Here is a 25751-nt window from a genome sequence, read left to right as displayed (position 1 = left end):
TTTCCGCCGGGAATGCGCCTCCTGCATCCATGTTTCCGGCGACCGTGTCCTCGCAGCGACACCATCGCCGCCGCCGGCAGATGATCTCGCCATATTGTCGGGGAACCGGCGCCGGCTCCTCGGAGCCAGCCCGCTTTGGTCATGTCAGGGCAATACAATTCCGCCCGGCGAAACGCCGGCGCGTCATTGATCTGCCATGTACAATTACGCCATTCCCCTACCGTATCGAAAAGGCAAACCAAGCCCGTACGCAGAGATGATCCGCGTCATGAATTCTGCCATTTTGTGCTGGCCGATTCAGGCTGGGTTAAGGGCCAACGGCCCGTCCCTCTCGATGGACAGACCTTAGCGAAATCGCTGTGGATAGGGCAAGGCCACGACTAACGGATTTTTAAGGAATGTGGTTAGCGCAAACGGGTTCGGAGCCTGCGTTGCACTGGCTTGTTTTGACAAACCCATTGTGATTCAAACCCTTTTCCGGCGAATGTGAAAAAGGCCACATCGCGCGAAATTTTATCAAATAATTTTCTTGACAGGCAATTGTCCCCCATCCCTCGCACCCGATGTGAACAAGCTGTGGATGACCGTCCACAACTTTTTGAAAAATAAAGGTGATTTTCGACAGATGATATTTCGCCGTGAACGTTTTCAGCGGCTGCGCCTGTCGGCCGGCACGTATGGTGCCGGCAAAGCATTTCGAACTTCGAAATCGTGCGGCGTGTTGCTTGCGGGCTTTCTTTTTAAGTACTTGCCGGCAAACGAAAAAACCCGGCACGAGCGGCCGGGTCTGAAAACGAAAAGTTTAGTAAATGTATATCAGGCCGACAACACCTTGAGGCGCTGGGCCAGGCGCGACACCTTGCGGGATGCCGTATTCTTGTGCACCACGCCCTTGCTCGCGGCGCGCATCAATTCCGGCTCAGCCACCTTGAAAGCAGCCTGCGCGGCAGCCTTGTCGCCCGAGGCGAGCGCCTCTTCGACCTGGCGGATGTAGGTCCGCACGCGCGAGCGGCGGTTCTTGTTGATCGCGGTGCGGCGGGCGATCTTGCGCGTAGCCTTTTTGGCCGAGGAGGTATTGGCCATGATGCCTCTCTTCTGATCTGGTGGACGCATGCGGAATGCCGCAAGGCGCAAAAAACAAACGGGCAGCCACAGGGCCGCCTCGGTTGGTGCGGCTTATAGTTCAGCTTTTCCAGCGCGTCAACGCTGCTTCGCCTTCTTTTTGGCCGCTGCTGTGGCTCGCTTCCGGCCGCTGTCGCCACCATCTACCGGTTCGAGAAATTTGGCTTCCGCTTCTCGACAAAGGCCGCCATGCCTTCCTTCTGGTCATCGAGCGCAAACAGTGAGTGAAACAGCCGGCGCTCGAACCGCAGCCCCTCTGCCAGTGTCGTTTCGTAGGCGCGGTTGACGGCCTCTTTCGCCATCATCACCGACGGCAGCGAAAAATCGGCTATCTTGGCCGCCGCCTGCAACGCCTCCTCGATGAGCTCGCCGGCGGGCACGACACGCGACACCAGGCCGCAACGCTCGGCTTCCGCCGCATCCATCATCCGTCCGGTCAGGCACATGTCCATCGCTTTCGACTTGCCGACGAAACGGGTCAGGCGCTGCGATCCGCCCATGCCCGGCATGACGCCGAGCGTGATCTCGGGCTGACCGAACTTGGCGTTGTCGGCGGCGATGATGAAATCGCACATCATCGCCAGTTCGCAACCGCCGCCGAGCGCATAGCCGGCCACCGCCGCGATGACAGGCTTGCGCGCCCGGGTGAGCTCTTCCCAGCCGACAAAGAAATCCTGCACATAGGCGTCGACAAAGGAGATCGCCTGCATTTCCTTGATGTCCGCACCTGCCGCGAAGGCTTTTTCGGAGCCGGTGATGACCATCGCGCCGATGTCGGCATTGGCGCAGAAGCCGTTCACGGCCGCGACCACATCCGCCAGGACTTGCGAGTTCAGCGCATTGAGCGCCTTCGGCCGGTTCAGCGTGATCAGCCCGACCTTGCCGCGGGTTTCCACCAGTATCGTTTCATAGGCCATGACTGCATCTCCTCATTTGGTCGTCTGGCATGCATCAGGTGTGCCAGCTTACGCCTTGGCGCCTAGTTCCTCTGCACAGTGATTTTGACATTTTGGGCCGATCGACAGCGACCGTCGACAATTCTCTCAGACAATCAGTGGCAATCGCAAACCTCTAGGATTGGCTGAAACATCCCTCCCTTCGTCATCCCAGGGTCTGCGCGCGTCTCTTCGCTCCTTGCTTCGCCCTGGGATGACGAAGGTGTGGTGGCTTATGGCTAATTGCAAACCATTGAGATTGGCAGGAGGAGATCGGTCGGCGGCAACCTTCACAGCCTCCTTTCAGGCTCAGTCATCCTCTGGTGCAAAGGAACCAGCTCACAACTGACAGGTCCGGCAATAGAAGGTGGAACGCCCGCTTTGCACGATGCGCTCGATATGGCCGCTGCAGCCGTGCTTGGAGCAGGCCTCGCCCTCGCGATCGTAAACCGCGAACGAATGCTGGAAATAGCCCAGGGACCCGTCGGTCTGCACATAGTCGCGCAGCGACGATCCGCCGGCGGCGATCGCATCGGCGATCACCGCGCGGATTGCTTCGGCCAGGGCGTCGCGCTGCTGTTTGGCCCTCTTTCCAGGCTTTGCGATGCTGCCTGCCTCGCGCAAAGGCGACAGGCCGGCGCGCCACAGCGCCTCCGACACGTAGATATTGCCGAGCCCGGCGATCAGCCGCTGATCGAGAAGTGCTGCCTTTAGGGGCGACTTCCGGCCTTTCAGCAGCGAGGCGAGCAGTTCGCCGTCCAACGCATTGCCTGTCGGCTCGACGCCAAGCCCCGCCAGCATCGGATGCGTGTCGGGCGTCCCTTCCGAAAAGAGCATGAAGCCGAAACGGCGCGGATCGTTGAAGGTCACCCGGGACCGGGCGCCTTGGGGAGAGACGATATGGAAGACGACATGGTCGTGCACCGCGCTCTTCGAGCGCTCGTGATAAAACGCGCCCAATATTTCGCTGCTATCGGGCGTGTCATTGGAGGTTTCGATGCGGAACGAACCCGACATGCCGAGATGGCAGATCAGCACCGGACCGCCTTCCAGCTGCATCGTCAGGTATTTGGCCCGGCGGCCGAGCGCCGTAATCGTCTTGCCGGTCAGCCTCTCCAAAAATTTTTCGGGAAATGGAAAGCGCAGGTCGGGCCGGCGCGCCTCGACGCGGGCGATGCGGGCGCCTTCCAGGACCGGCTGCAGGCCCCGCCGCACCGTTTCGACCTCAGGCAGCTCAGGCATGGCCGCCTATCTCTGCATAGAAGGAGGTGCCGTGACGGCCGCGTGCCAACCCAAGATGCTCGGCGACGGTTTCACCGATGTCGGCGAATGTCGTTCGAAGCCCGATGTCGCCACCAAACCCTGGTCCAGTGCCGATCACCGGAATGCGTTCGCGCGTATGATCGGTGCCGTGCCAGGTCGGATCGTTGCCGTGGTCGGCCGTGAGGATGAGAAGGTCGCCAGGATTAAGCCGTGCAAGCGCCTCCGGCAGCCGCCGGTCGAAGGCCTCGAGCGCGGCGGCATAGCCGGCAACGTCGCGCCGATGGCCGAACTCGGTGTCGAAATCGACGAAATTGGCGAAGACGAGATCGCCGTCGCCTGCGTCAGCCATCGCGCCGAGCGCCTTGTCGAACATCGCCATGTTGCCGGCGGCCTTGCGCACTTCCGAAACGCCGCGATGGGCGAAGATGTCACTGATCTTGCCGACCGCGATGACCCGGCTGCCGCGCGCCGTCAGCCGGTCGAGCAGGGTCGGTTCGGGCGGCGGTACCGAATAGTCCCGGCGGTTGTGCGTCCGTTCGAAGCTGGCGGCGGTTTCTCCAATGAAAGGCCGGGCGATGACCCGGCCGATGTTCAGCGGATCGACCAGCCTGCGCACCACCTTGCAGAATTCATAGAGCCGCTCCAGGCCGAAGTGAACTTCATGCGCGGCGATCTGCAGGACGGAGTCGACCGACGTGTAGCAGATCGGCTTGCCGGTGCGGACATGCTCCTCGCCGTACCGCTCGATGATCTCGGTGCCCGGAGCATGGCAATTGCCGAGAATGCCCGGCACCTCTCCCTCGCGGATGATCGCTTCGGTCAGGTCGGCCGGAAAGGCGGGAACCGTGTCCGGGAAATAGCCCCAGTCGAAGCGGACCGGCAAGGCGGCGATTTCCCAATGGCCTGACGGCGTGTCCTTGCCGCTCGAAACCTCCTGCGCCGCGCCGTGGAAGGCGGAGGCAAGCAGGCCGCCGCTGTCGAGGCAGAATCCTGTCGCGGTTTTCGCCGCGTAGCCCAGACCGAGCGAGAGCATGTTGGGCACGAAAAGCGGGCCTTTGCGCAGCCCCTCGCGATCCGCCCTGCCTTCCGCGCAGGCTTCAGCGATGTGCCCGAACGTGTTGGAACCGGTGTCGCCATAGCGCTCGGCGTCGGCCGCGCCGCCGATGCCGAAGGAATCGAGAACAAAAAGGAAGGCGCGCGCCATTGCAGGGGTTCGTTTTTATCGTTTTGTCTGTCCGCCCAGACATAGGCGGCCGCGCCGCCATTGGCAATTCGCAACCAGACGGCTGGGTGCACGACCGGGCGCGACAGTTGGCGCTGGTATTGCCGAGGATGCGGTTCTGGTGGACCTGCGCCCACTGCAGGCGTCGGCGCTGCCCCTCACCCGCCTGCCGGCGACCTCTCCCCGTATAGGGACGGGGAGAGGGGCGTTGTCATCGCCGGTTTCGCCAATCTCCAGCGTTACAGGAAGAGCAACCACGTTGCAGCCAGCCCCTTTCTCCCCGTCACTATACGGGGAGAAATGCCCGGCAGGGCAATGAGGGGCGGCGCCGGCTTTGGCAATTTGTCAGTCTATACGCAAAAAATTGAAGGCATCCGCAGCCGCCGTTTCAGCAGGTGTCGCAGGTAATGGTCGGGCTCCTGCGGGGCCTGAGAAAATAGGTTTCGCCCATCGATATCGAGTTGAAAGCCGAACTGAAGCCAAGCCGCTTTTCACTGTCCGCCGACCAGGTGATGATCGGCTGGTATGCGAGATTGCTTTCGACGCGAATGAGAAACGTGCCCCTGACGTTGAGCGTCGGTGCTACCGTGGTGACGGAGTTTTTGGCGGCGTCGGCGCTGAAGGCGCCGCCGACCATCTTGCGTGACCAGGCGACCAGCACCCGCGGCGTCGTTTCGTTCGTCACCTCTATTGCGGTGATGATGATTTCCGGGGTCGATCGGTTGTACGGCCGAAGGGTGGAGTTGCCGATCTGCATGATCCCATCGAGTTCGGCTGGCGTGATGGTCTGCTGCTGGGTGACGAGATCCGCCACCATGCTGCCGATGCGACTGACTTTCTTGCTTGTCTCGATGGCTTGCGAGGCTTCCATCGTCAGGAAGTACATGACCAGCAGGACGGGCACGATGAAGGCAAACTCAACCGCCGCGACACCGCGGCGATCACGGCAGAACCGGATGGCCTTCGAGCAGATCCTGGCGGTCCTCAAATGTGCCCCCGCACGCCCCATGCTATCGTCCTTTTCTTCATTCCATGCAGCTGATTGCGTCTTCAGTCGTCGAACGGCTCGTTCTTCCAGGTCATCGATGCGAAATGCAGCGTGTTGCCGTCTTTCAGATTGGCCATCGACTTGGCCATGAAATCGGTCATGACGGGCCATTTGTAAAAAACCCGCAGCATGTTTATCGATTCAGCCAACCCTGGGGATACCGTAAAAGTTGTGGGGGTCGTGCCGGTCAGCTCGATTTCGCCGTCCTGATTTATCTTGAAGCCCGCCTGGGCTGCGGCGGCGAAGCTCGGATACGCGCGCAGATCCACTTCCAATCCGGGGCAGCCCTTGGCGACCATGATCTCCAACTGCCTGCAGATCATGGTCTTCAGCGTCGCCTCGGTTACGTTCGCCTGTCTTTCCTGGCCCGTTCGGAGCCGGCGCGCGACATCGTCGGTGATATTGGCCATCACCTCTTGCCCGGCAAATGAAATGCAGCTCTCCAGTATGGCAAAGACGAGGAGCGCAAACGGCACCGCAAGCATCGCGAACTCCAGAGCGGTGCTGCCGCGCCGGTCGCCAAGGAAGCGCGCCGAAAAACTTGATCGTCCTGCTTTGCTCATGTCCCGTGCCTACCAATCCCTTAGGGGTGTCGGAGGCAAGATTAGCGTAAACCCATTGAAGTGCGGTTTGGATGATCGTTAAATTCGGCTGGAAGGTTTTAACAGGCCGATAACCGAAGCGGCTTTTCAGGGAGACGAAACGGTCGGGTCGCTTACTGGCCGGCGCTCATCTCGGCTTCCGAGGCCTTTTCAGCGTCGCTCTTATACGAGCTCTCGCAATACGGTGTGCAGGACATGGTCTGTATTTCGGCGCGTCGATAGATGCGCACCGATGACGCGCCCTGTCGCACGACGGTGATCTGCTCGTCGACGATCGGACGGCCCTCCTGATCGAGGACGACGAGATTGGTAACGCCGAAGCCCTTGCCGGTCAGCACGATCGTCGAAGCATCCTGCACCGAGGCGTCGGCGATCGCCGGATTGCCGACGACGATCGTATCGGCGGCGCGCGACAATTTGACGATCTTCGCCTGGTGCATTGTGACCTCGATGCCGGTGTCGGCCTTGGCCGGCACGACAAGAGCCGTGGCGGCAAGAAGTGCTGCAATCGGAAAGGACGATCTCGGCCCGGTCATTGTAGCGCTCCACGGCGGCAAATTGCTCAACGGAACATGAGCGAGATTGGTGAACCAACGGTTAAGCGAGGAGGGCCGTGAAAACGCCCCCGTGCCTTCGTCATCCTAGGTCGAAGCAAGGAGCGAAGCGACGCGGCGCAGAACCTAGGATCCATGCCGTGACCTCGGAGCGCTGCTGCGGAGCAGAACCTTTAATGCCGGCGGGACAGCGCCCCCCTCTGTCCTGCCGGACATCTCCCCCACAAGTGGGGAGATTGGCCTTCATCACTGATTTCGCCAACCACCAACCCTGCAAAAAGGACGCTGTCCGCGAAGCTGCCGATCTCCCCCCAAGTGGGGGAGATGTCCGGCAGGACAGAGGGGGGGCGCTTCGCTCCGCCATCAAAGGTTCTGCACAGTCGTGACGCTCTGAGGTAACGGCAGTCGCGTCTTTCGCGGCCCTTGACCTGCCTGTCGCATCCATAGGCGTCACTTAGTCTACGGTTAACCACGCAATGTCATCGAAACCGGAAAGGAATCGCTAAGGCTGTTTATTAAGCCGATCGAAAGAGCTTCTCCGTAGATTGGCAGCATCCGATCAGCCACCAGAGAAGTTGACGGAATTGCTGTAACACCTGGAGTAGGAGCTCTCGAATGTCTAATCTCATTGCACGTTTTGTGAAGGACGAATCCGGCGCGACCGCCATCGAATACGGTCTGATCGCCGCACTCATCGCGCTCGCCATCATGGTCGGCGCCACCTCGCTGGGCGACGCGCTGAACGCCAAGTTCACCACCATCGCCGGTAAGGTGAGCGGTAGCTGACCGTAACAGGTTCGGTTGTACTCCAATAAGGGCCGCCGCATTGGCGGCCCTTATTTAGTCTTTAGTCCTAGCATGATTTGAAATTCCAGCCCTCATCAATCGTCAAGCGAATATGACTAGGCTGGGGGCCAGATACAATTTGACCACAGGCGCCGCGCCCATGCTTGAAGCCGTGATCTTCGTCGTGTTTCCGTTCTGCATGCTCTTTGCCGCGATCTCCGACATGCTGTCGATGACAATCGCCAATCGCGTGCCGGTGCTGCTTGTCGCCGTCTTCGCCCTGGTCGCGCCGCTGACCGGCATGGACTGGGCAAGCTATGGCTGGCATTTCGCCGCCGGTGGCCTGGTTCTCGCCGTGACCTTTGGGCTGTTCGCGCTGGGCGGCATGGGTGGCGGCGACGCCAAGCTGCTGGCCGCCACCGCCGTTTGGATGGGGCTGAACATCCACCTCGTCGAATATCTCGTGGTCTCGACCTCCATCGGTGGCCTGCTGACGCTCGCCATCCTCGTCTATCGGAAATCGCCGCTTGCAGCCGTCACAAGCCACAATCCGTTCTTACGCCATTTCGCCGACGAGACATCAGGCGTTCCCTATGGCATTGCGCTTGGCATTGGCGGCCTGCTCACCTTTCCGGATTCGCCGTTGATGGCGTGGGCACTTGCAAGGCTGGCGGCCTGATTCTTCGCTCGTCAGGCCAGCCTACCATTCCTTCAATTTGACGTTGAAACAGGGCGGCTTGGCCCCTTTTTTGCGGTCCGGAGCGATGCCTAAAATTTATGTAAACGTTAAATTAAGCACGATCGTAAGTATTAAATTAACCTTGTTTTGACGATTGCCGCTGCAAGGTCCGGCTTGGCTAGGTTGTTTGCCAAGGACGAGGTTCGGACAGATGCCAGCATCCCGATTGATCATTCTAGGCGTGGCGGTAGCCGCGGCGGGTGGCGCAGGATATGTCGCAAAAAACATGGTGGCGGCTCCGCCGCCTCAAATCGTCGATTCCGGCCCCGAGACGCCGGCAATCGCGCTGCAGGACGTGCTTGTCCTGTCCGGTGACGTTCCGATGGGCAGCCCGCTCGACAACAACATCGCCTGGCAGTCATGGCCGGCCGATGGCATCAACGCGAATTTCATCACCCGCGCCGCCGAGCCCGATGCGTTGGAGAAGCTGAAAGGCGGTATTGCCCGTGTGGCGATGTATGCCGGTGAGCCGCTGCGCCGCTCCAAGCTGATCGGCGAGGGACAGAGCTTCATGTCGTCGATCCTGCCCTCGGGCATGCGGGCCGTCGCCACAGCCGTATCGGCCGACACTTCGGCCGGCGGCTTCATTCTTCCCAATGATTTCGTCGACGTCATCATGACCCGCAGAGCCGATGCGGCAGGCGGCGGCAGCGGCTTTACCACCGAGACCATCCTCAAGAACATTCGCGTCCTGGCGATCGACCAGACCATCCAGGAGGACGAGGAAGGCAAGCGCACCAGGGTCGGCCAGACCGCCACCCTGGAACTGACACCGCAGCAGGCGGAAATCATCACAGTCGCCCAGCAGATGGCGGATCGGCTGACATTAGCGCTGCGGTCGATCACCGACACCCAGGAGAAGGATCTGGGCGAGGCCGACTATCTCGTTTCCGGCAATGGGCGGCGCGGCACGGTGCGCCTGATCAAGTCGGGCGAAGTTTCCGAAGTGGGAGCAAGGCAATGAGGTTAAACGCTCCGGTCGTACTGGCTGCGGCAATCGGCCTGTTCCTGCTTGGGACCAACGCGCATGGCCTCCTCGAGGCCAATGCGGCAGGCGCCGAGGTGTCGGCTTCGACCGCCACCCAGCGCGTAAAGCTCGGTCTCAACAAATCCGTGGTCATCGACCTGCCGAGCGATGCCTATGATATTCTCGTCGCCAACCCGGCGGTCGCCGATGCGGTGACCCGCACCGCCAGGCGCATCTATCTCTTTGGAAAGGCGGTCGGCGACACCAACATCTTCGTCTTCGGCCCCAATGGCGAACAGATCGTCAGCCTGGATCTGGCGGTCGAACGCGACGTTGCCGGACTGGAAGACTATATCAGGCGCTTCATACCGTCATCGAGCATCACGGTCGAATTGCTGAACGACAACGTCGTCCTGACCGGAACCGTGGACACGCCCCTGGATGCCAAGCGCGCGGTCGATCTGGCCACCATCTTCGTGTCGGGCGGTGAAGCGACCACTGGACAGTATTCGCAGACCGCCTTCGGCGGCTCGGCCGAAGCCGGCGTCGACATCGACAATCCCGATTCCGAGCGTCGCGTCAGCCAGATCGTCAACCTGCTGCAGATCATCGGCGACGACCAGGTGACGCTGAAGGTGACGGTCGCCGAAGTCAGCCGCTCGGTAATGAAGCAACTCGGTGTCAACCTGATCGGCAGCGGCAGCAGCAACGGCATCAGTTGGAGCGCGATAAGCGACAACTTCGCCGGCTTGGGCAAGTCGCTGTCGAACTCTGGCCTGGCTATCGGCACCTCGACGCTGGACGCCTACATAAACGCCATGGAACAGTCAGGCGTCATGAAAACCCTGGCCGAGCCGACGTTGACGGCCGTATCCGGCGAGAAGGCGACCTTCAAAGTCGGCGGCGAATATAATTTGGTGACCAGCGCTTCCCGAGCCGTGTCCGACGATAACCAGACCGGTGTGAAGACGTATGAAATCGAGAAGATCGAATACGGCATTGGCCTGGAATTCCAGCCGGTGGTGCTGTCTCCCGGCCGCATCAGCCTGAAGGTCAGGACGTCGGTTTCCGAGCCGACGACGGAGGGATCGGTATCTTTGTCCGATGGCGTAACAAGCCCCGGTATGAACGCCCTGTCGATTCGTAAACGCTTGGCCGACACGACGGTGGAGCTGCCTTCCGGCGGCTCGATGATGATCGCCGGCCTGGTTCGGGATGACATCAGGCAAGCCGTCAACGGCCTGCCGGGGCTGACCAAGATTCCGGTGCTCGGCACGCTGTTCCGCAGCCGCGATTTCGTCCGCAACGAGACCGAGCTGGTCATCATCATCACGCCCTATCTGGTCAAGCCGGTGACGCGCAACGCCCTTGCCAAGCCGGACGACAATTTCAACGCCGCCAGCGACGGCGCCGGCATGTTCCTTGGCCGTGTCAATCGCGTCTACGGCACCATGCAGACCGACAAGCCCAACGGCCGTTATCACGGCGTCGTCGGCTTCATCTACAAATAGGGGGAAGCGGACATGTCTCAGTCGGCGTTGAAGGCAAGGACGATCACCGCAGCGATGCGATCCGGCCGTTCGCGGATCTGCCGGCCGGTCCTGCCGCTCCTGGCGGGTGCGGTCGCGGTATTGCTGGCCGGCTGCGCCAACCGGGACAGCATCACGGTCGGCGCTGTTCCGGACGACTATCGCACCAACCATCCGATCGTCATCGCCGAGAAAAACCAGAAGATCGACCTTCCGGTCGGCGCCGGCGATCGCGGCATGACCCGGTCGCAGCGCGACACGCTTCTGGGCTTCCTGGACGGCTATGACAAGAGCGCCGCTCCGACCCTGACGATCTCGATCCCGAGCGGTTCGGCCAACGAGATCGCCGCGACCGCGGCCGGGCGCGATTTCGCCAGGCTTGCGATTGCCAGCGGCATCAGCCGGAACCGGATTGTCATCACCACCTACCAGTCGGTTTCGGCCGAAGCGTCCGCCCCGATCCGCGTCGCCTATGTCACGGTGAAGGCGCAGACCGGCAGATGCGGGCGCTGGCCCGAAGACCTGCTGCAGACCTCGGAAAACAAGCACCATGCCGATTTCGGCTGCTCATATCAGAACAATCTTGCCGCCCAGATGGCAAACCCGACCGATCTGCTCGGGCCGCGCAAGCAATCCGATATCGACGCGGAAAATCGCGGCGAAGTGATCGACGTCTACCGCCAGAGAGGCATTTCGGACGAATTCCTCGGCAATTCGGAAGTCGATTATTGAGCTTGAGCCGCGCAAGTCACGGAAAGAAATGACGATGAGCAATCTTGCCTACGACACCGGGATAGATGGCGGCGAAATCTCGCAGCAGGACATCGCCGCCATGCAGGCGTTGCGGCCGATTCCGCGCATCTCGATTCAGGCATTCTGCGAGACCGAGGGCGTTGCCAATCCGGTCGAGCGCGCCGGAGAGGATCGTCGCATGGCGAAGGCCCATCTGAAGGTTCATATGGGCGGCATCGCCACCGCCATCGAGTTCTACCAATCGGCGCCGACACCGAACCTGATCCTGCTGGAATCGCGCAGCGAGCCGAAGCAATTGCTCGAGCAGCTCACGCAGCTCTCCGAATATTGCGATCCGACCTCAAAGGTCGTGGTCATCGGCCACTACAATGATGTCGGGTTGTATCGCGAGCTCATCCGCTCCGGCATTTCCGAATATGTCATCGCGCCGGTATCGATGGCCGATATCGTCAGCGTGGTATCGACGATCTTCGTTGATCCGGAAGCCGAGCCGATCGGCCGCTCGATCGCCTTCATCGGCGCCAAGGGTGGCGTCGGCTCCTCGACCATTGCCCACAATGTGGCCTGGGCGATGTCGTCGCTGTTCAAGTCCGAAGTGGTTGTCGCCGATCTCGACCTGGCTTTCGGAACCGCCAACATCAATTTCGATCAGGATCCGGCGCAAGGCATTGCCGAAGCCGTTTTCTCGCCGGAGCGCCTCGACGAGGTCTATCTCGACCGGCTGCTCGCCCAGTGCGCCGAGCATTTGTCGCTGCTTGCAGCGCCGTCAACTCTCGATCGGGTCTACGATTTCGATCCCGACGCTTTCACGCAGCTTATCGACACGGCGCAGCGCAGCGTGCCGCTGCTGGTGCTCGATGTTCCGCACGTCTGGACAGGCTGGACCAAGAACATACTGGTCAAGGCCGACGAGATCGTGATCACGGCGACGCCGGAGCTGGCCAATCTGCGCAACACCAAGAATCTCACCGACATGCTCAAGCGGCTTCGCCCCAACGATCCGCCGCCGAAGCTGATCATCAATCAGGCCGGTATGCCGAAGCGCCCGGAGATCTCGACATCCGACTTCGCCGACTCGCTCGGCCTGTCGCCGATGTCGGTCATTGCTTTCGAGCCGCTGTTGTTCGGAAACGCCGCCAACAATGGGCGCATGCTCGGCGAGATGGATGCCAGGAACCCGGTCGTCGGCACGATCAACGAGATTGCGCATGTGCTGACCGGGCGCAGCGAAATCAAGGCGAGAAAGAAAGCGGGCCTAGGCAATCTCCTTGGCAAGCTCTCGCGCGGCAAGAAGTGATGCTTCCGGGGCGGAATTGGTAATCGATCATGTTTGGTAAAAGAGGCAGCGACGACGGCAGCCGGTCCACCCCGGAATTCCGCCAGCCGGCACCAGCGCCTGCCGCGCCGGCGGCAAAACCTGTTGAAACGGCGGTTCTTGCCAAACCCGCACCGCCGCCATCTGGCACGCTTGGCGCGCCGGCGCCCGTGCGCCGTGCGGTCGAGGCGCCGCCATTGGCCCCGGAGCCGAAAAAGCTCCAGCGCCAAAAGAGCGAAACCTACTACGATACCAAGAGCCAGGTCTTTGCCGCGCTCATCGACACCATCGACCTGTCGCAACTCGCCAAGCTCGATCCGGAGAGCGCACGCGAGGAAATCCGCGACATCGTCAACGATATCATCGCGATCAAGAATTTCGCGATGTCGATCGCCGAGCAGGAAGAACTGCTGGAGGATATCTGTAATGACGTGCTCGGTTACGGGCCGCTGGAGCCGTTGCTCGCCCGCGACGACATCGCCGACATCATGGTCAACGGCTCCAAGGACGTTTATATCGAGGTAAACGGCAAGGTCGAGCAGACCGGCATTCGTTTCCGCGATAACCAGCAGCTCCTCAACATCTGCCAGCGCATCGTCAGCCAGGTTGGCCGCCGCGTCGATGAATCGAGCCCGATCTGCGACGCGCGCCTTCCCGATGGCTCCCGCGTCAACGTCATCGCGCCGCCACTCGCCATCGACGGCACCGCGCTCACCATCCGCAAGTTCAAGAAGGACAAGCTGACGCTCGACCAGCTGGTCAAGTTCGGCGCCATTTCGCCGCACGGCGCCGAGATTCTCAAGATCATTGGCCGCGTCCGCTGCAACATCGTCATTTCAGGCGGTACCGGTTCGGGCAAGACGACGCTGCTCAACTGCCTGACCAATTATATCGACCGCGAGGAACGCGTCATCACCTGCGAGGATTCGGCCGAGCTGCAGTTGCAGCAGCCGCATGTCGTGCGTCTGGAAACCCGCCCGCCCAATCTCGAGGGCGAGGGCGAGGTGACCATGCGCGATCTGGTCAAGAACTGCCTGCGCATGCGGCCCGAGCGCATCATCGTCGGCGAAGTGCGCGGACCTGAAGTGTTCGATCTTCTGCAGGCGATGAACACCGGCCATGACGGCTCGATGGGCACGATCCACTCGAACAGCCCGCGCGAATGCCTGAACCGTATCGAATCGATGATCGCGATGGGCGGTTACACGCTGCCGCAGAAAACCGTGCGTGAAATCGTCGTCGGTTCCGTGGACGTGATCATCCAGGCGGCACGCCTGCGCGACGGATCGCGGCGCATCACCCACATCACCGAGGTGATCGGAATGGAGGGCGACGTCATCATCACGCAGGACATCGTTCTCTACAACATCAAAGGCGAGGACGCGAACGGCAGGCTGCTGGGAGAGCATGTTTCAACAGGCATCGGTCGTCCGCATTTCTGGGAGCGCGCCCGCTACTATGGCGAGGAACAGCGCCTCGCCAATGCGCTCGAGGCAATGGAGAAACGCGCTGACTGATTCATCTGGAGGCGTAGGAGCCAGGGCCGATGTTTGGAATTGACGGCACCGTGCTGGCATTCATCGTGCTCGCCGGCTTCAGCGCCGGCGCAGTCGCCTACGCCTTTCTGTTCAACCGGATCAGCGCCGAGAGGCAGGTCGGCAGGCGGCTTGAAACGATCAAGACCGCCGAGACGGATGGTGCCGTCGTCAAGGCTTCGCGCGATCGTGTCGCGGAAGCGGCCAAGCGGCGCAAATCGGTTCAGGATTCGCTGAAGGATCTCGAACAGAAGCACAAAACCAGCCAGGGCATCGTCAAAAAACCGCCGCTGAAGGCCCAGATCCGTCAGGCGGGCATGAAGGTCTCGATCGAGCGCTTCTATCTCTACTCGGCGGTTTGCGGCGTCGTCCTGACGTTTCTTGCCTGGTTCGCCGGCGCGCCGTTGTTTGTCCTGCCGGGCACGCTCCTGGTCGGTGGCCTCGGCCTGCCACGCTGGTTCGTCTCGTTTTGCCGCGCCCGCCGGGTCAAGGCATTCCTCAACGAATTTCCGAACGCGCTCGACATCATCGTGCGTGCGGTCAAATCCGGCCTGCCGCTGAACGATGCCGTCCGCCTGATCGCCAATGAATCGCCCGAACCGGTCAAGACCGAGTTCCGCCGCATCATCGATTCGCAGCAGATGGGCCTGTCGATCCCCGACGCCAGCATGCGTATGGCCGAGACGATGCCGTGCACCGAGGCGAGCTTCTTCGGCATCGTCATCCAGATCCAGTCCCAGGCCGGCGGCAATCTCTCCGAGGCTCTGGGCAATCTTTCGCGGGTGCTTCGCGACCGCAAGAAGATGAAGGCCAAGGTCCAGGCGCTGTCGATGGAAGCGAAAGCGTCCGCGGTGATCATCGGCGCCTTGCCATTCGTCGTCGCCTTTCTCGTCTACCTGACAAGCCCGAACTACATCATGCCATTGTTCACCACCAGCGTCGGCAATCTGATCCTCGGCTGCTCCGCCGCCTGGATGTCGATCGGCATCCTGGTGATGCGCAAGATGATGAACTTCGATGTTTAGGATTTCGAGCGCATGACCGAGAACGTCGTCAAAACCCTTACCGATCCGGCATTTCTGATTGCCCTGTTGGTCGGCATTGCGGTGTTTGCGACCGTGTTCACGCTGCTGCCTGCCTTTGGCGGAAACCAGCTCAAGGCGCGCATGAAATCGGTGGCGCTGGAGCGCGACGAACTGCGCGCCAAGCAGCGTGCGCGGCTTGCCCTCGATGCCGATCGCCGCCGCAAGGGCCTGCGCGAGCAACAGTCGATCGGCATGCGCAATATTGTCGACCGGCTGGACCTGAGGCGCGCCCTGGCCGATGAAGGCACCTTGCAGAAACTCAAGGTGGCTGGCTTCCGCGGGCAGAATCCGTTGACGCGTTTCCTTTTCTTTCGTCTGATCCTGCCCTTTGTCGGCTTTGCCCTGGCCGCGATCTATCTGTTCGTGCTCGGCGGGTTGCCGGAGCAGCCGCCTGTCATCAAGTTGTTCGTCTGTATCGTCGTCGCCTATGCGGGTTTTTACGCGCCGGTGCTCTATGTCAACAACCGCGCCACCAAGCGCAAGCAGTCGATCCAGATGGCGTGGCCGGACGCGCTCGACCTGATGCTGATCTGCGTCGAATCCGGCATGTCGGTGGAGGCGGCGTTTCGCAAGGTCGCCGACGAGATCGGCGCGCAGTCGGTGGCGCTTGCCGAAGAGTTCATCCTGACCAATGCCGAGCTTTCCTACTTGCAGGAACGCAAGCAGGCTTACGAGAACCTTGCAAGCCGCACCGGGCTGGAATCGGTCAAGTCGGTGTCGCAGGCGCTGGTCCAGGCCGAGCGCTACGGCACGCCGGTGGCGCACGCGCTGCGCGTGCTTGCCGGCGAAAGCCGCGACATGCGCATGAACGCCGCCGAGAAGAAGGCCGCGGCCCTGCCGCCGAAGCTCACCGTGCCGATGATCCTGTTCTTCCTGCCGGTGCTGTTCGCCATCATACTGGGTCCCGCCGGCATCCAGGTAAGCGAGCGCGGCATTTTCGGCGACCAGCCGTCATCGAGCAGCCAATAGACGAGGCGACAATGCAATTCATGCGGAGCCGCACTTGCGCATGACGTCGAAAATCGGAACCGATTTTCGTTGCGCTGAAGCGATCATCTCTGACGCTGGGGATTAGCCACAGGCCAACATGCCTTCGTCATCCTAGGGCGAAGCAAGGAGCGAAGCGACGCGGCGCAGACCCTAGCTAGGATCCATGCCGTTACTTCAGAGCGTTGCTGTGGTGCAGAACCTTTGATCGCCGAGGGACAGCGCCCCCCTCTGTCCTGCCGGACATCTCCCCCACAAGGAGGGAGATTGGCGGTTTTAGCGCCCCGCTAGTCCTGCAATGTTGAAGGGTTGGCCAAGGCCGGCGGTCACGGCCAATCTCCCCCTCGTGGGACCCTCGTGGGGGAGATGTCCGGCAGGACAGAGGGGGGCGCGAAGGATCGCTACAGAGCGCTTTTATTCTGAGCCGCTGCATTCTTCGGCTGAGGTAACGGCATGATGGGGTGGACGGCGCCCGACGGCATCGGATGTGCCAGAATGAGTTCGTTGAGATCTCAAACAAGGGAGCCGTCCGTGGAACAGCTTATCCGTATTGGCATGGATACGTCCAAGAGTGTTTTTCAGCTGCATGGTGTCGACGCTGCGGAGCGTCCGGTGCTGGTGCGTAAATTGCGACGGCGGGCGGTAGTCCCGTTCTTCGCCAAGCTTGCGCCAGTGAGGATCGGGTTGGAGGCGTGCGGCGGCTCGCATTACTGGGCGCGCACGCTGTCGGGGCTGGGTCATGAGGTGGTGCTGATCGCGGCGCAGCACGTGAAGCCGTATGTGCGGCGCGGCAAGCATGACGCGGCTGACGCCGAGGCGACCTGCGAGGCGATGAGCCGGCCCAGGACACGCTTTGTTGGGGTCAAGAGCGGCGAGCAGCAAGCGGCGCAGATGCTGTTTGGGGTGCGCGAGCAGCTGGTGCGGCGGCGCACGCAGCTTTCCAACACGATCCGCGGCTACGCAGCCGAATTCGGCCTGGTGGCCGCACAAGGCCTTGCCCGCATCGAGCCACTGCTGGCCCGCATTGCCGGCGACGCGACGGTGCCGGCGCTGGCAAAGGAACTGTTTGAGACGCTCGGCGAGGAATACCGCGCGGTGTGCGCGCGATACGCGGCAATCGACAAGAAGCTGTTGGCCCATCACCGCAAGGACGAGACTGGACAGCGACTGGCTGCGATGCCCGGCGTCGGGCCGGTCGTGGCGAGCCTGCTCGGCGTCAAGGTCACTGATGCGACAGCGTTCGGCTCGGGACGCGACTTCGCGGCGTGGCTGGGGCTGACGCCGAAGAACCATTCGACCGCCGGCAAGAACCGGCTGGGGGTGATCACGCGGGCCGGCGACGAGATGCTGCGGCAGGCGCTGGTGGTGGGCGCGACGGCCCACATCCAGCAGGTGCGTCGCGGCCGCGCCAAGGCCTCGCCGTGGCTGGCGGCGTTGATTGCGCGCAAGCCGCCGAAGCTGGCGGCTGTGGCGCTCGCCAACAAGACCGCCCGCATGGCCTGGAAGATGATGATCACCGGCGAGCCGTACCGTTGCGGCCCATCCGGGCAGCCTGACGCCTCCTCGCCGCCCTCAAGGCCGCTTCGCGCCGCCTGCGGCGGTGGCCTGCGGCCAGCCCTGACCGCGGCTCAGCACGGCGCTGACATGCCCGGATAGGCCGCAACGGAGGAACACCGAACACAAGCTCTTGCAACGGAAGGAAGATGGACGTGATCGATCGATCCGTGACGCGCGAAACTCCGAGGGATCCATTGGCCAACGAAACCGCTGGCATGATTGGAACGGGCGTCGCGAACCCCACCTTGGCCAGCGGCCGCACGGACCGCGCTCAAAGGCCGGACATATGGACGCAAGCGATCGAAAACGACGCAAGACAACCGTTGCAGGCAGGGCGCCGTCCACATATGGATCCCAGGGTCTGCGCCGCGTCGCTTCGCTCCTTGCTTGCCCTGGGATGACGAAGTGGAGGGGTATCTCAGCCAAGCTCCAAGGTTTGCGATTGCCACTGACGCGAATTATCGCCATTCGCTGCCTATCGCCGATCGGTCAAAATCACTCTGTCGAGGCCTCTGGCGCCGGGGCGGGCGCGGTCAGTTGGTGGCGGGCTTTGTCTTGTCCTGGTCCTTGAGTTGGCTCCAGGCGTTCTGCTGGGCGAGCATCTGGCGAAGATAAGCCACGTTCGCCTGCGCCTGTTCGGACGAAAGCTCCTGCGAGGCGATCTTCTCGGCCTCGTCGAAGCGGCCCTGCAGGCCGACGACCAGCGCCAGGTTCTGGCGGACGCGGCTGTCGGCGTTCGGCTGCTGGGCGGCCGAGCTCATATAGGTTTCAGCCGTGCGCAGATCACCTTCCAGCACATAGGACATGCCGAGATTGGAAAGGATCGAAGGTTCGTTCGGCTTGAGGTCAAGCGCCTTGCGGTAATTCTGGCGCGCCGCGTCTCTCTGGCCAAGCTGATCGAGAATAGCGGCTTCCGCCGACACCAGCTTCCAGTCGGGATATTCCGGTGTCTGCGCGCGGCGCACCGCGTCGAGCGCCGGCTCGAACTGCCCGTTGGCGGCAAGCGCCTTGCCATAGGCGGCGAGCACTTCGCGGTCCTTCGGCAGGACGATCGCCAGTTTGCGCATCACGGCGAGCGACTGGTCGGCGTCGCCATCCATTTGCAGCGCCGCGGCATAATTCGTCGCGATCCGCTTGTCGTTGGGGTTCTTGGCATAGGACTGACCCAGCGCGATCGTCGCCTTGTGCAACTCGCCGGCCGACATGGTTTCCAACGGTTTGCCGCTGGGGCGTCCTATCGAGCCCGTCGTCAACTTGCTGGTTCCGCAGCCTGCAACGCTGGCCGCGAGCGCCATTATGAATGCCGTGGTGATCAGCCGCTTTCCCCTGGCGTTCGTCATGCTGTTGGTCGGCATCTGCACCAGGGCCTCCATTCGTCAAATTGGCTATTACGTGGCCATCTTCCCTCCCGCAGAAATATTCTGTTAACCCTAACGGATAGTTAAAAAGCGCCGACTCGGAAGCCGGAGACCATCGAATGCCAGTCGAATTCATCGAGGGAAAACTGAAGACCACGCTGCCGGTCCATCTGGTGGCGAAGAACAGACTGGATGCAGCGGCGCTTGCCTCGTCTTCGCTCGCCTGGGCCAGGGCCAACGGCTTTTCCGGTCAGGCCGGCAGGACGCTGATCCTGCCCGGCGAAAACGGCGCGCTTGCCGGAGCACTGTTCGGCACCGGCGACGGCGAAGGCGCGCTTGCCGTCGGCGCGCTGGCGAGAGCCTTGCCCGAAGGCGATTGGCATTTCGCCTCGACACTGGCCGAGCCGGAAATCGCGGCCATCGCACTGGCGCTCGGCGGCTATGTCTTCACCCGCTACGGCAAAAAGCCTGGCAAGACGCTGCGTTTTTCGCTCCCGCCAGGCGCTGAAGGGGCGTATGTTCGCCGCATCGCCGATGGCGTTTTCCTGACGCGCGATCTGGTCAACACGCCGACCAGCGACATGGGACCGGACGAGTTGGAGGAGGCAGCTCGGAACTTGGCCGGGACGTACAAGGCCGAAGCGTCGGTGACCAGGGGCGACGACCTGCTCAAGAAGAATTTCCCGATGATCCATGCGGTCGGCCGCGCTTCCGTCGGCGCACCGCGGCTGATCGATATGATTTGGGGACCGGAGAACGCCCCGAAGGTGACGCTGGTCGGCAAGGGCGTCTGCTTCGACACCGGTGGTCTCGACATCAAGCCGTCCTCGGGCATGCTCTTGATGAAGAAGGACATGGGCGGCGCGGCCAACGTATTGGGCCTCGCCTCGATGATCATGGCCGCCAGGCTAAAAGTCCGGCTGCGTGTACTGATCCCAGCGGTCGAAAATTCGATTGCCGGCAACGCCTTCCGGCCCGGCGACGTGCTGGTGAGCCGTAAGGGCATCACAGTCGAGATCGGCAACACCGACGCCGAGGGGCGGCTGGTGCTGGCGGACGCCTTGGCACTGGCGGACGACGACGAGCCGCAGCTGCTGATCGACATGGCGACCCTGACCGGGGCTGCTCGCGTCGCGCTCGGTCCCGACCTGCCGCCGTTCTACACCGGCGATGAAGCGCTGGCCTCCGACCTGGCTGCGGCCTCTGTCGCAGTCGAGGATCCTCTGTGGCGCATGCCGCTGTGGAAACCCTATGACGCAAAGCTGTCGTCGAAGATCGCCGACATCAGCAACGTCACGTCAGACAGTTTCGCCGGCTCGATCACCGCAGCGCTTTTCCTCAAGCGCTTCATCGAGAAGACCGCCGTCTGGGCGCATTTCGACATCTTCGCCTGGAACCCGTCCGATCGTCCGCAGGGCCTGGCCGGCGGCGAAGCGCAAGGCATCCGCGCGCTGGAAAGGGTTATCTCGAAACGCTATGCCTGACAGCTCCTGTTCAGCACGAGACTGAAACGGAACCGAAACAATTTGCCGTCATTCTGGTCGGATGTCGATCTCGATGCGTCCAAGCCAGGCCTTGCGACTGTGGCAGCAGGTGGTGCTGTCGCAGGTGCGCGACGACGCACCAGACCTCACCATGCGCCAGACGGCGATCCTGTTCACCATCTATCTCGACCCGCCGCCGCATACGGTGCGCGGGCTCGCCGCCCGGCTCAATGTCACCAAGCCGGTGATCACCCGGGCGCTCGACACGATGGGCGCAATGAAGCTGGTTTCGCGCCATCGCGATGAGCTCGACAAGCGCAACGTGCTGGTCAAGCGAACCGTAGAAGGCGCTCTCTTTGTCGAGCGCTTCGGCGATGTTATCATCGCCAGAGCCCAGGAATTGCCCATCTGACCGAACCGCCGACCTCCCTTCTGAACGAGTTGCCGATTTGACCGCCAGGGATGCCCGCCTTCACGCCTTCCGTTCCGATCTCGCCGATGCCAGGCTGGAGGGCGAGGTCGCCGCCGATCGCTTCGTCGCCGGGCGGCCAGCGCGGATTTCAGCCGCAGTGGCCGATATCCGCAAGGCGCCGCGGCCGGATGCCGGCGTCAACACGCAAGCCCTGTTCGGCGACGACGTCCTCGTCTTCGAAGACGTCGAGGGCTGGGCCTGGATCCAATCGGAGCGCGACGGCTATGTCGGCTATGTCGGCGACACCGTCCTGGGCGGACGGGACCATACGCCAACCCATGTCGTCTCGGTGCCGCGCACCTTCCTCTATCCCGGACCGGATTTGCGGCTTCCGCCGAGCGGGCAACTTTCGATGGGATCGGCGGTGACGGTGGTGGGCGCGGCAGAAACGCGCGGCACGCATTACGCGCTGCTGCCGTCCGGCGACGCCGTCATATCAGGCCATCTCAGCCCCCTGGGAGAGCCGGCTGCCGACTATGTCGCGGTCGCGGAGGCTTTTCTCGGCACGCCCTATCTGTGGGGCGGCGCCTCCGGCTTCGGCATCGATTGCTCCGGCCTCGTGCAACTGGCGATGCACATGGCCGGCAGGCAAGTGCTGCGCGATTCCGACATGCAGGCGGCGACCATCGGCGAGCCGCTCGACCCGGGTCCGGAGTTTGCCGGGTTGCGGCGCGGCGACCTGGTGTTCTGGAAAGGCCATGTCGCTGTCATGACCGACCCGGAAACGATGATCCACGCCAACGGCCACACCATGCTGGTCTCGCGTGAAGGGTTCAGGCAAGCCGTCGCCCGCATCGGCTATCTCTATGGCAGTCCGACAGGGTTCCGGCGGCCGTAGGGTAAGCGCTTTTCCTTCTCCCACAAGGAGGGCTTTGCGTGGGTTGAGGAGAGGGGGCGCTGTCGCTCGACCTCTCAAGACTTGGGTTCCTCGCCCCCGCCAAGGGCGGGGGAGAGGTGGCCGCGAAGCGGCCGGAGAGGGGGCTTTCGTCGGGCGCAGTCCCCCTCTCCGTCTCGGCTTCGCCGAGCCACCTCGCCCCCACTTCGTGGGGGCGAGGAACCCAAGCTGGAACGAAACCGCGATCCACACTGCCCTCTGCCCTGCCCGGCATCTCTCCCACAACAAGGGGAGAAGGGACAAGAAAACGATCACCTTTTGTTCCGATTGTTCTTGGCGATTGCTCGCCGCCGCGCTACCTCTGGCGGGTGACAGAGCAGCCGCGCCTTGCCGAACAGAATGCCGCCGCGCACTTGCCCGAGCCATTCCTCAAATGGTTTGCGCAAAAAGGCTGGTCGCCGCGCGCCCATCAGATCGAATTGCTGGCGACTGCCCAGGCCGGGCAGTCGGTTCTGCTGATCGCGCCGACCGGCGCCGGCAAGACGCTGGCCGGCTTTCTGCCGTCACTAACCGAGCTGGCCGGGCGGCCAGGGAGAAGGCCGGGGCAGGCGCGTCGCGGCATCCACACGCTCTACATCTCGCCGCTGAAAGCGCTGGCCGTCGACATCGAGCGCAATCTCGGCAAGCCGGTGGAAGAGATCGGTTTGTCCGTCACCATCGAGACGCGCACCGGCGACACGCCCGCGCACAAGCGCCAGCGGCAGAAGCTGGCGCCGCCCGACATCCTCCTGACCACGCCCGAGCAACTGGCGCTGCTGATTGCTGCGCCCGATGCCAGGCGCTTCTTCGAGGATCTGCGCTATGTCGTGCTCGACGAACTGCATTCTTTGGTGACGTCGAAGCGCGGCCATCTCCTGGCGCTCGGGCTGGCCCGGCTGCGGTCCTTTGTTCCCGGCTTGCAGACGATCGGCCTGTCGGCGACGGTCGCCGAGCCGGACGAATTGCGGCGCTGGCTGGTCAGCCAGAATCCACCGGGCGGCATGGCCGAATTGATCGTCGTCACCGGCGGCGCCAAGCCCGAGATCTCCATCCTCGATTCGGAGGAGCACGTGCCGTGGGCGGGACATTCGGCCCGCTACGCCACACCGGAAATCTACAACGAGGTCAAACGTCACAAGACGACGCTGCTGTTCGTCAACACGCGCAGCCAGGCCGAGCTGCTGTTCCAGGAATTGTGGCGGGTCAATGACGACACTTTGCCGATCGCGCTGCATCACGGCTCGCTCGATGTCGCCCAGCGCCGGCGCGTCGAAAAAGCGATGGGTGAGAATGCGCTGCGCGCCATCGTCGCCACCTCGACGCTCGACCTCGGCATCGACTGGGGCGATGTCGACCTGGTCGTCCATGTCGGCGCTCCCAAGGGTGCCAGCCGGCTGGCGCAGCGCATCGGCCGCGCCAACCACCGTATGGATGAGCCGTCGAAGGCGATTCTGATTCCGGCCAACCGGTTCGAGGTGCTGGAATGCCGGGCGGCGCTCGACGCCAATTATCTCGGCGCCCAGGACACGCCGCCGCTGGTCGATGGCGGGCTCGATGTGCTGGCGCAGCATGTCTTGGGTTGCGCCTGCGGCGCGCCTTTTCATGCCGATGCGCTGTTCGAGGAGGTGCGAACCGCCGCGCCCTATGCCGAACTCGACCGGCCGACTTTCGATCGTGTCGTCGACTTCGTCGCCACCGGTGGCTATGCGCTGAAGAACTACGAGCGCTACGCCCGCATCCGGCTGAACAAGGATGGGCTGTGGCGGGTGTCCAATCCTCGCATCGCCCAGCAGTACCGGCTGAATGTCGGCACCATCATCGAGGTGCCGGCGCTCAACGTGCGTTACGTCAAGGCCGGCAGCAAAGGCTCTGCCTCGCGCGGCGGTCGGGTTCTCGGCAAGATCGAGGAGGCGTTCCTCGAAACGCTGACGCATGGCGACACCTTCATGTTCGCCGGCAAGGTGCTCCGCTTCGAGGGCATCCGCGACAATGAGTGCTTCGTGTCGAATGCGCCCGGCAGCGACGCCAAGGTGCCCTATTATGGCGGCGGCAAATTCCCGCTTTCGACTTACCTCGCCGAACAGATCCGCATCATGCTGGACGACCCGCAGCGCTGGAAGAAGCTGCCGGAACAGGTCGCCGACTGGCTGCGCTTCCAGGCCGACAAATCGGTGCTGCCGAAACGCGACGACCTGCTGATCGAGACCTTTCCGCGCGGCAACCGCCACTATCTGGTGGCCTACCCGTTCGAGGGCAGGCTGGCGCACCAGACGCTCGGCATGCTGCTTACCCGCCGCCTCGACAGGGCGGGAGCCAGGCCGCTCGGCTTCGTCGCCACCGACTATGTGCTTGCCATATGGTCGCTGGCCGATATGGGCAGGATGTTCCGAGCGAGGAAACCGTCGCTCAGCCAGCTTTTCGACCAGGACATGCTGGGCGACGATCTCGAAGCCTGGCTGGCCGACAGTTGGCTATTGAAGCGCACCTTCCGCAATTGCGCGCTCATCTCCGGACTGATCGAAAAACGACATCCGGGCCAGGAGAAGAGCGGCCGCCAGGTCACCGTCTCGACCGACCTCATCTACGACGTTTTGCGCAGCCATGAGCCTGACCACATCCTGCTGCAGGCGACGCGTGCCGACGCGGCCACGAGGCTGCTGGATGTCAGCAGACTTGGCGAGATGCTCTCGCGCATCCAGGGACGAATCGTGCATAAGCATCTCGAGCAGATCTCGCCGCTCGCCGTGCCGATCATGCTCGAGATCGGCAAGATGCCGGTGCATGGCGAGGCCGATGATACGCTGCTGATGGATGCGGCAACGCTGGTCGAGGAGGCCATGGGGACGAAATGACATTCGCACTCGCCATGACTGCGCTCCTGGCGGATCCTATCGGCATCGCTGGCGAGCGCGCGATCTGCGACCGGCGCGGCGTGCTTTATTTTCCCGAGCTTCGGCTTCTGACAGTGTCCGACCTGCATCTGGAAAAGGGTTCGTCGCTGGCACGGCGCGGTTCATTGATCCCGCCTTATGATACCGGTGCGACGTTGCTGCGATTGCAGGCGGTGATTGCCGATTATCAGCCGGCGATCGTCATCAGCCTCGGCGACAGCTTTCATGACGGCGGCGGCGCTGCGCGCATGCATGCAAGCTTTCGCGAACGCCTGGAAGCGCTGATGGCCGGCCGCGACTGGTTCTGGGTTGCCGGCAATCATGACCCGGATGCGCCGGCCGACCTGCCCGGCGATACGGTCCGCGAACTGGCCATAGGCTCTCTCGTATTCCGGCACGAGCCTTCGGCGGTGAGAGTGGAAGGCGAGGTATCAGGTCATCTGCACCCTTGCGCCCGAATCGTGCAGCAAGGCCGCTCGGTGCGACGGCGCTGCTTCGCCGGCGACGGCGGCCGCATGATCATGCCGGCCTTCGGCGCCTATACCGGCTCGCTCAATGTGCTCGACCGCGCCTATGCCGGGCTGTTCCGTCGCGAAACGCTGATGGCCTATATGCTTGGCACCGAGCGCATTTTTGCGATCTCCCACGCCATGCTGCGACCAGGCTGAGCTGC

23 protein-coding genes are annotated in these 25751 nt (G+C 62.5%); 15 read left to right on the top strand and 8 right to left on the bottom strand.

Going from position 1 to position 25751, the window contains the following annotated elements; translation table 11 throughout:
- Positions 1–816: 816 nt before the first annotated feature.
- From rpsT to JG739_RS31505, 7 genes are all read right to left on the bottom strand, one after another.
- A complete protein-coding gene (gene rpsT, locus JG739_RS31535; protein ID WP_023802137.1) occupies positions 817–1083 on the bottom strand; it encodes a 30S ribosomal protein S20 in 267 nt (88 codons plus the stop codon).
- A 182-nt stretch (positions 1084–1265) separates the two neighbouring features.
- Positions 1266–2039 carry an enoyl-CoA hydratase gene (locus tag JG739_RS31530; protein WP_202364708.1) on the bottom strand — a complete coding sequence of 258 codons (774 nt, stop codon included), beginning with the start codon at positions 2037–2039 and terminating at the stop codon, positions 1266–1268.
- Positions 2040–2396: 357 nt separating this feature from the next.
- Positions 2397–3299 (bottom strand): bifunctional DNA-formamidopyrimidine glycosylase/DNA-(apurinic or apyrimidinic site) lyase, encoded by a 903-nt coding sequence (gene mutM / locus JG739_RS31525; RefSeq protein WP_202364707.1) that lies wholly within the window; start codon positions 3297–3299, stop codon positions 2397–2399.
- Positions 3292–4524 carry a phosphopentomutase gene (locus tag JG739_RS31520; protein ID WP_202364706.1) on the bottom strand — a complete coding sequence of 411 codons (1233 nt, stop codon included), beginning with the start codon at positions 4522–4524 and terminating at the stop codon, positions 3292–3294. The genes mutM and JG739_RS31520 overlap by 8 nt, the downstream gene beginning before the upstream one ends.
- A 406-nt stretch (positions 4525–4930) precedes the next feature.
- Positions 4931–5551: a TadE/TadG family type IV pilus assembly protein gene (locus JG739_RS31515; RefSeq protein ID WP_202364705.1), complete on the bottom strand. Its 621-nt coding sequence runs from the start codon at positions 5549–5551 to the stop codon at positions 4931–4933.
- Between the two features lie 41 nt (positions 5552–5592).
- Entirely contained in the window at positions 5593–6153 is a 561-nt protein-coding gene (locus JG739_RS31510; RefSeq protein ID WP_202364704.1) for a TadE/TadG family type IV pilus assembly protein, read from the bottom strand.
- A gap of 152 nt (positions 6154–6305) precedes the next feature.
- Positions 6306–6728 (bottom strand): pilus assembly protein N-terminal domain-containing protein, encoded by a 423-nt coding sequence (locus tag JG739_RS31505; RefSeq protein WP_202364703.1) that lies wholly within the window; start codon positions 6726–6728, stop codon positions 6306–6308.
- 633 nt (positions 6729–7361) lie between these two features.
- On the opposite strand from JG739_RS31505, the gene JG739_RS31500 reads away from it, so the two are divergent.
- The 10 genes from JG739_RS31500 to JG739_RS31455 all read left to right on the top strand — a co-directional run bounded on the left by JG739_RS31500 (position 7362) and on the right by JG739_RS31455 (position 18098).
- Positions 7362–7532: a Flp family type IVb pilin gene (locus JG739_RS31500; RefSeq protein ID WP_202364702.1), complete on the top strand. Its 171-nt coding sequence runs from the start codon at positions 7362–7364 to the stop codon at positions 7530–7532.
- A 160-nt stretch (positions 7533–7692) separates the two neighbouring features.
- Positions 7693–8211 carry an A24 family peptidase gene (locus JG739_RS31495; RefSeq protein ID WP_202364701.1) on the top strand — a complete coding sequence of 173 codons (519 nt, stop codon included), beginning with the start codon at positions 7693–7695 and terminating at the stop codon, positions 8209–8211.
- A gap of 211 nt (positions 8212–8422) precedes the next feature.
- The gene (gene cpaB, locus JG739_RS31490) at positions 8423–9235 is read left to right on the top strand and encodes a Flp pilus assembly protein CpaB (RefSeq protein ID WP_202364700.1); all 813 of its coding nucleotides are present in this window, start codon (positions 8423–8425) and stop codon (positions 9233–9235) included.
- Positions 9232–10749: a type II and III secretion system protein family protein gene (locus tag JG739_RS31485; RefSeq protein WP_202364699.1), complete on the top strand. Its 1518-nt coding sequence runs from the start codon at positions 9232–9234 to the stop codon at positions 10747–10749. The genes cpaB and JG739_RS31485 overlap by 4 nt, the downstream gene beginning before the upstream one ends.
- A 12-nt stretch (positions 10750–10761) precedes the next feature.
- Positions 10762–11499 carry a CpaD family pilus assembly protein gene (locus JG739_RS31480; protein WP_202364698.1) on the top strand — a complete coding sequence of 246 codons (738 nt, stop codon included), beginning with the start codon at positions 10762–10764 and terminating at the stop codon, positions 11497–11499.
- A 34-nt stretch (positions 11500–11533) separates the two neighbouring features.
- Positions 11534–12817 carry an AAA family ATPase gene (locus JG739_RS31475; protein ID WP_202364697.1) on the top strand — a complete coding sequence of 428 codons (1284 nt, stop codon included), beginning with the start codon at positions 11534–11536 and terminating at the stop codon, positions 12815–12817.
- A gap of 29 nt (positions 12818–12846) precedes the next feature.
- The gene (locus tag JG739_RS31470; RefSeq protein ID WP_202364696.1) at positions 12847–14352 is read left to right on the top strand and encodes a CpaF family protein; all 1506 of its coding nucleotides are present in this window, start codon (positions 12847–12849) and stop codon (positions 14350–14352) included.
- A 29-nt stretch (positions 14353–14381) separates the two neighbouring features.
- Positions 14382–15395 carry a type II secretion system F family protein gene (locus tag JG739_RS31465; RefSeq protein WP_202364695.1) on the top strand — a complete coding sequence of 338 codons (1014 nt, stop codon included), beginning with the start codon at positions 14382–14384 and terminating at the stop codon, positions 15393–15395.
- 12 nt (positions 15396–15407) lie between these two features.
- Entirely contained in the window at positions 15408–16424 is a 1017-nt protein-coding gene (locus tag JG739_RS31460; RefSeq protein WP_202364694.1) for a type II secretion system F family protein, read from the top strand.
- Between the two features lie 549 nt (positions 16425–16973).
- The gene (locus JG739_RS31455) at positions 16974–18098 is read left to right on the top strand and encodes an IS110 family transposase (RefSeq protein WP_446720507.1); all 1125 of its coding nucleotides are present in this window, start codon (positions 16974–16976) and stop codon (positions 18096–18098) included.
- Positions 18099–18532: 434 nt separating this feature from the next.
- Here JG739_RS31455 and JG739_RS31450 read toward each other — a convergent pair whose 3' ends face one another.
- Complete coding sequence (locus tag JG739_RS31450; RefSeq protein ID WP_202367718.1) at positions 18533–19354, bottom strand: tetratricopeptide repeat protein; 822 nt, start codon at positions 19352–19354, stop codon at positions 18533–18535.
- 122 nt (positions 19355–19476) lie between these two features.
- Here JG739_RS31450 and JG739_RS31445 point away from each other — a divergent pair, with 122 nt between their 5' ends.
- The 5 genes from JG739_RS31445 to pdeM all read left to right on the top strand — a co-directional run bounded on the left by JG739_RS31445 (position 19477) and on the right by pdeM (position 25746).
- Entirely contained in the window at positions 19477–20841 is a 1365-nt protein-coding gene (locus JG739_RS31445) for a leucyl aminopeptidase family protein (protein ID WP_202364693.1), read from the top strand.
- 61 nt (positions 20842–20902) lie between these two features.
- Entirely contained in the window at positions 20903–21253 is a 351-nt protein-coding gene (locus JG739_RS31440) for a MarR family winged helix-turn-helix transcriptional regulator (protein WP_202364692.1), read from the top strand.
- Positions 21254–21290: 37 nt separating this feature from the next.
- Positions 21291–22151, top strand: coding sequence for a C40 family peptidase (locus tag JG739_RS31435; protein WP_244749651.1), 861 nt, complete (start codon positions 21291–21293; stop codon positions 22149–22151).
- A gap of 365 nt (positions 22152–22516) precedes the next feature.
- Positions 22517–25039, top strand: coding sequence for a ligase-associated DNA damage response DEXH box helicase (locus tag JG739_RS31430; RefSeq protein ID WP_202364690.1), 2523 nt, complete (start codon positions 22517–22519; stop codon positions 25037–25039).
- Positions 25036–25746 (top strand): ligase-associated DNA damage response endonuclease PdeM, encoded by a 711-nt coding sequence (gene pdeM, locus JG739_RS31425; protein ID WP_202364689.1) that lies wholly within the window; start codon positions 25036–25038, stop codon positions 25744–25746. Before JG739_RS31430 ends, pdeM begins: the two co-directional genes overlap by 4 nt.
- The last annotated feature ends 5 nt before the right edge of the window (positions 25747–25751 follow it).

Origin of the sequence: Mesorhizobium sp. L-2-11, from assembly GCF_016756595.1 — a bacterium.
Lineage (GTDB): Bacteria > Pseudomonadota > Alphaproteobacteria > Rhizobiales > Rhizobiaceae > Mesorhizobium.
The sequence above is the reverse complement of the archived record's forward strand: the minus strand, read 5'-3'. Positions and strand labels throughout refer to the sequence as shown.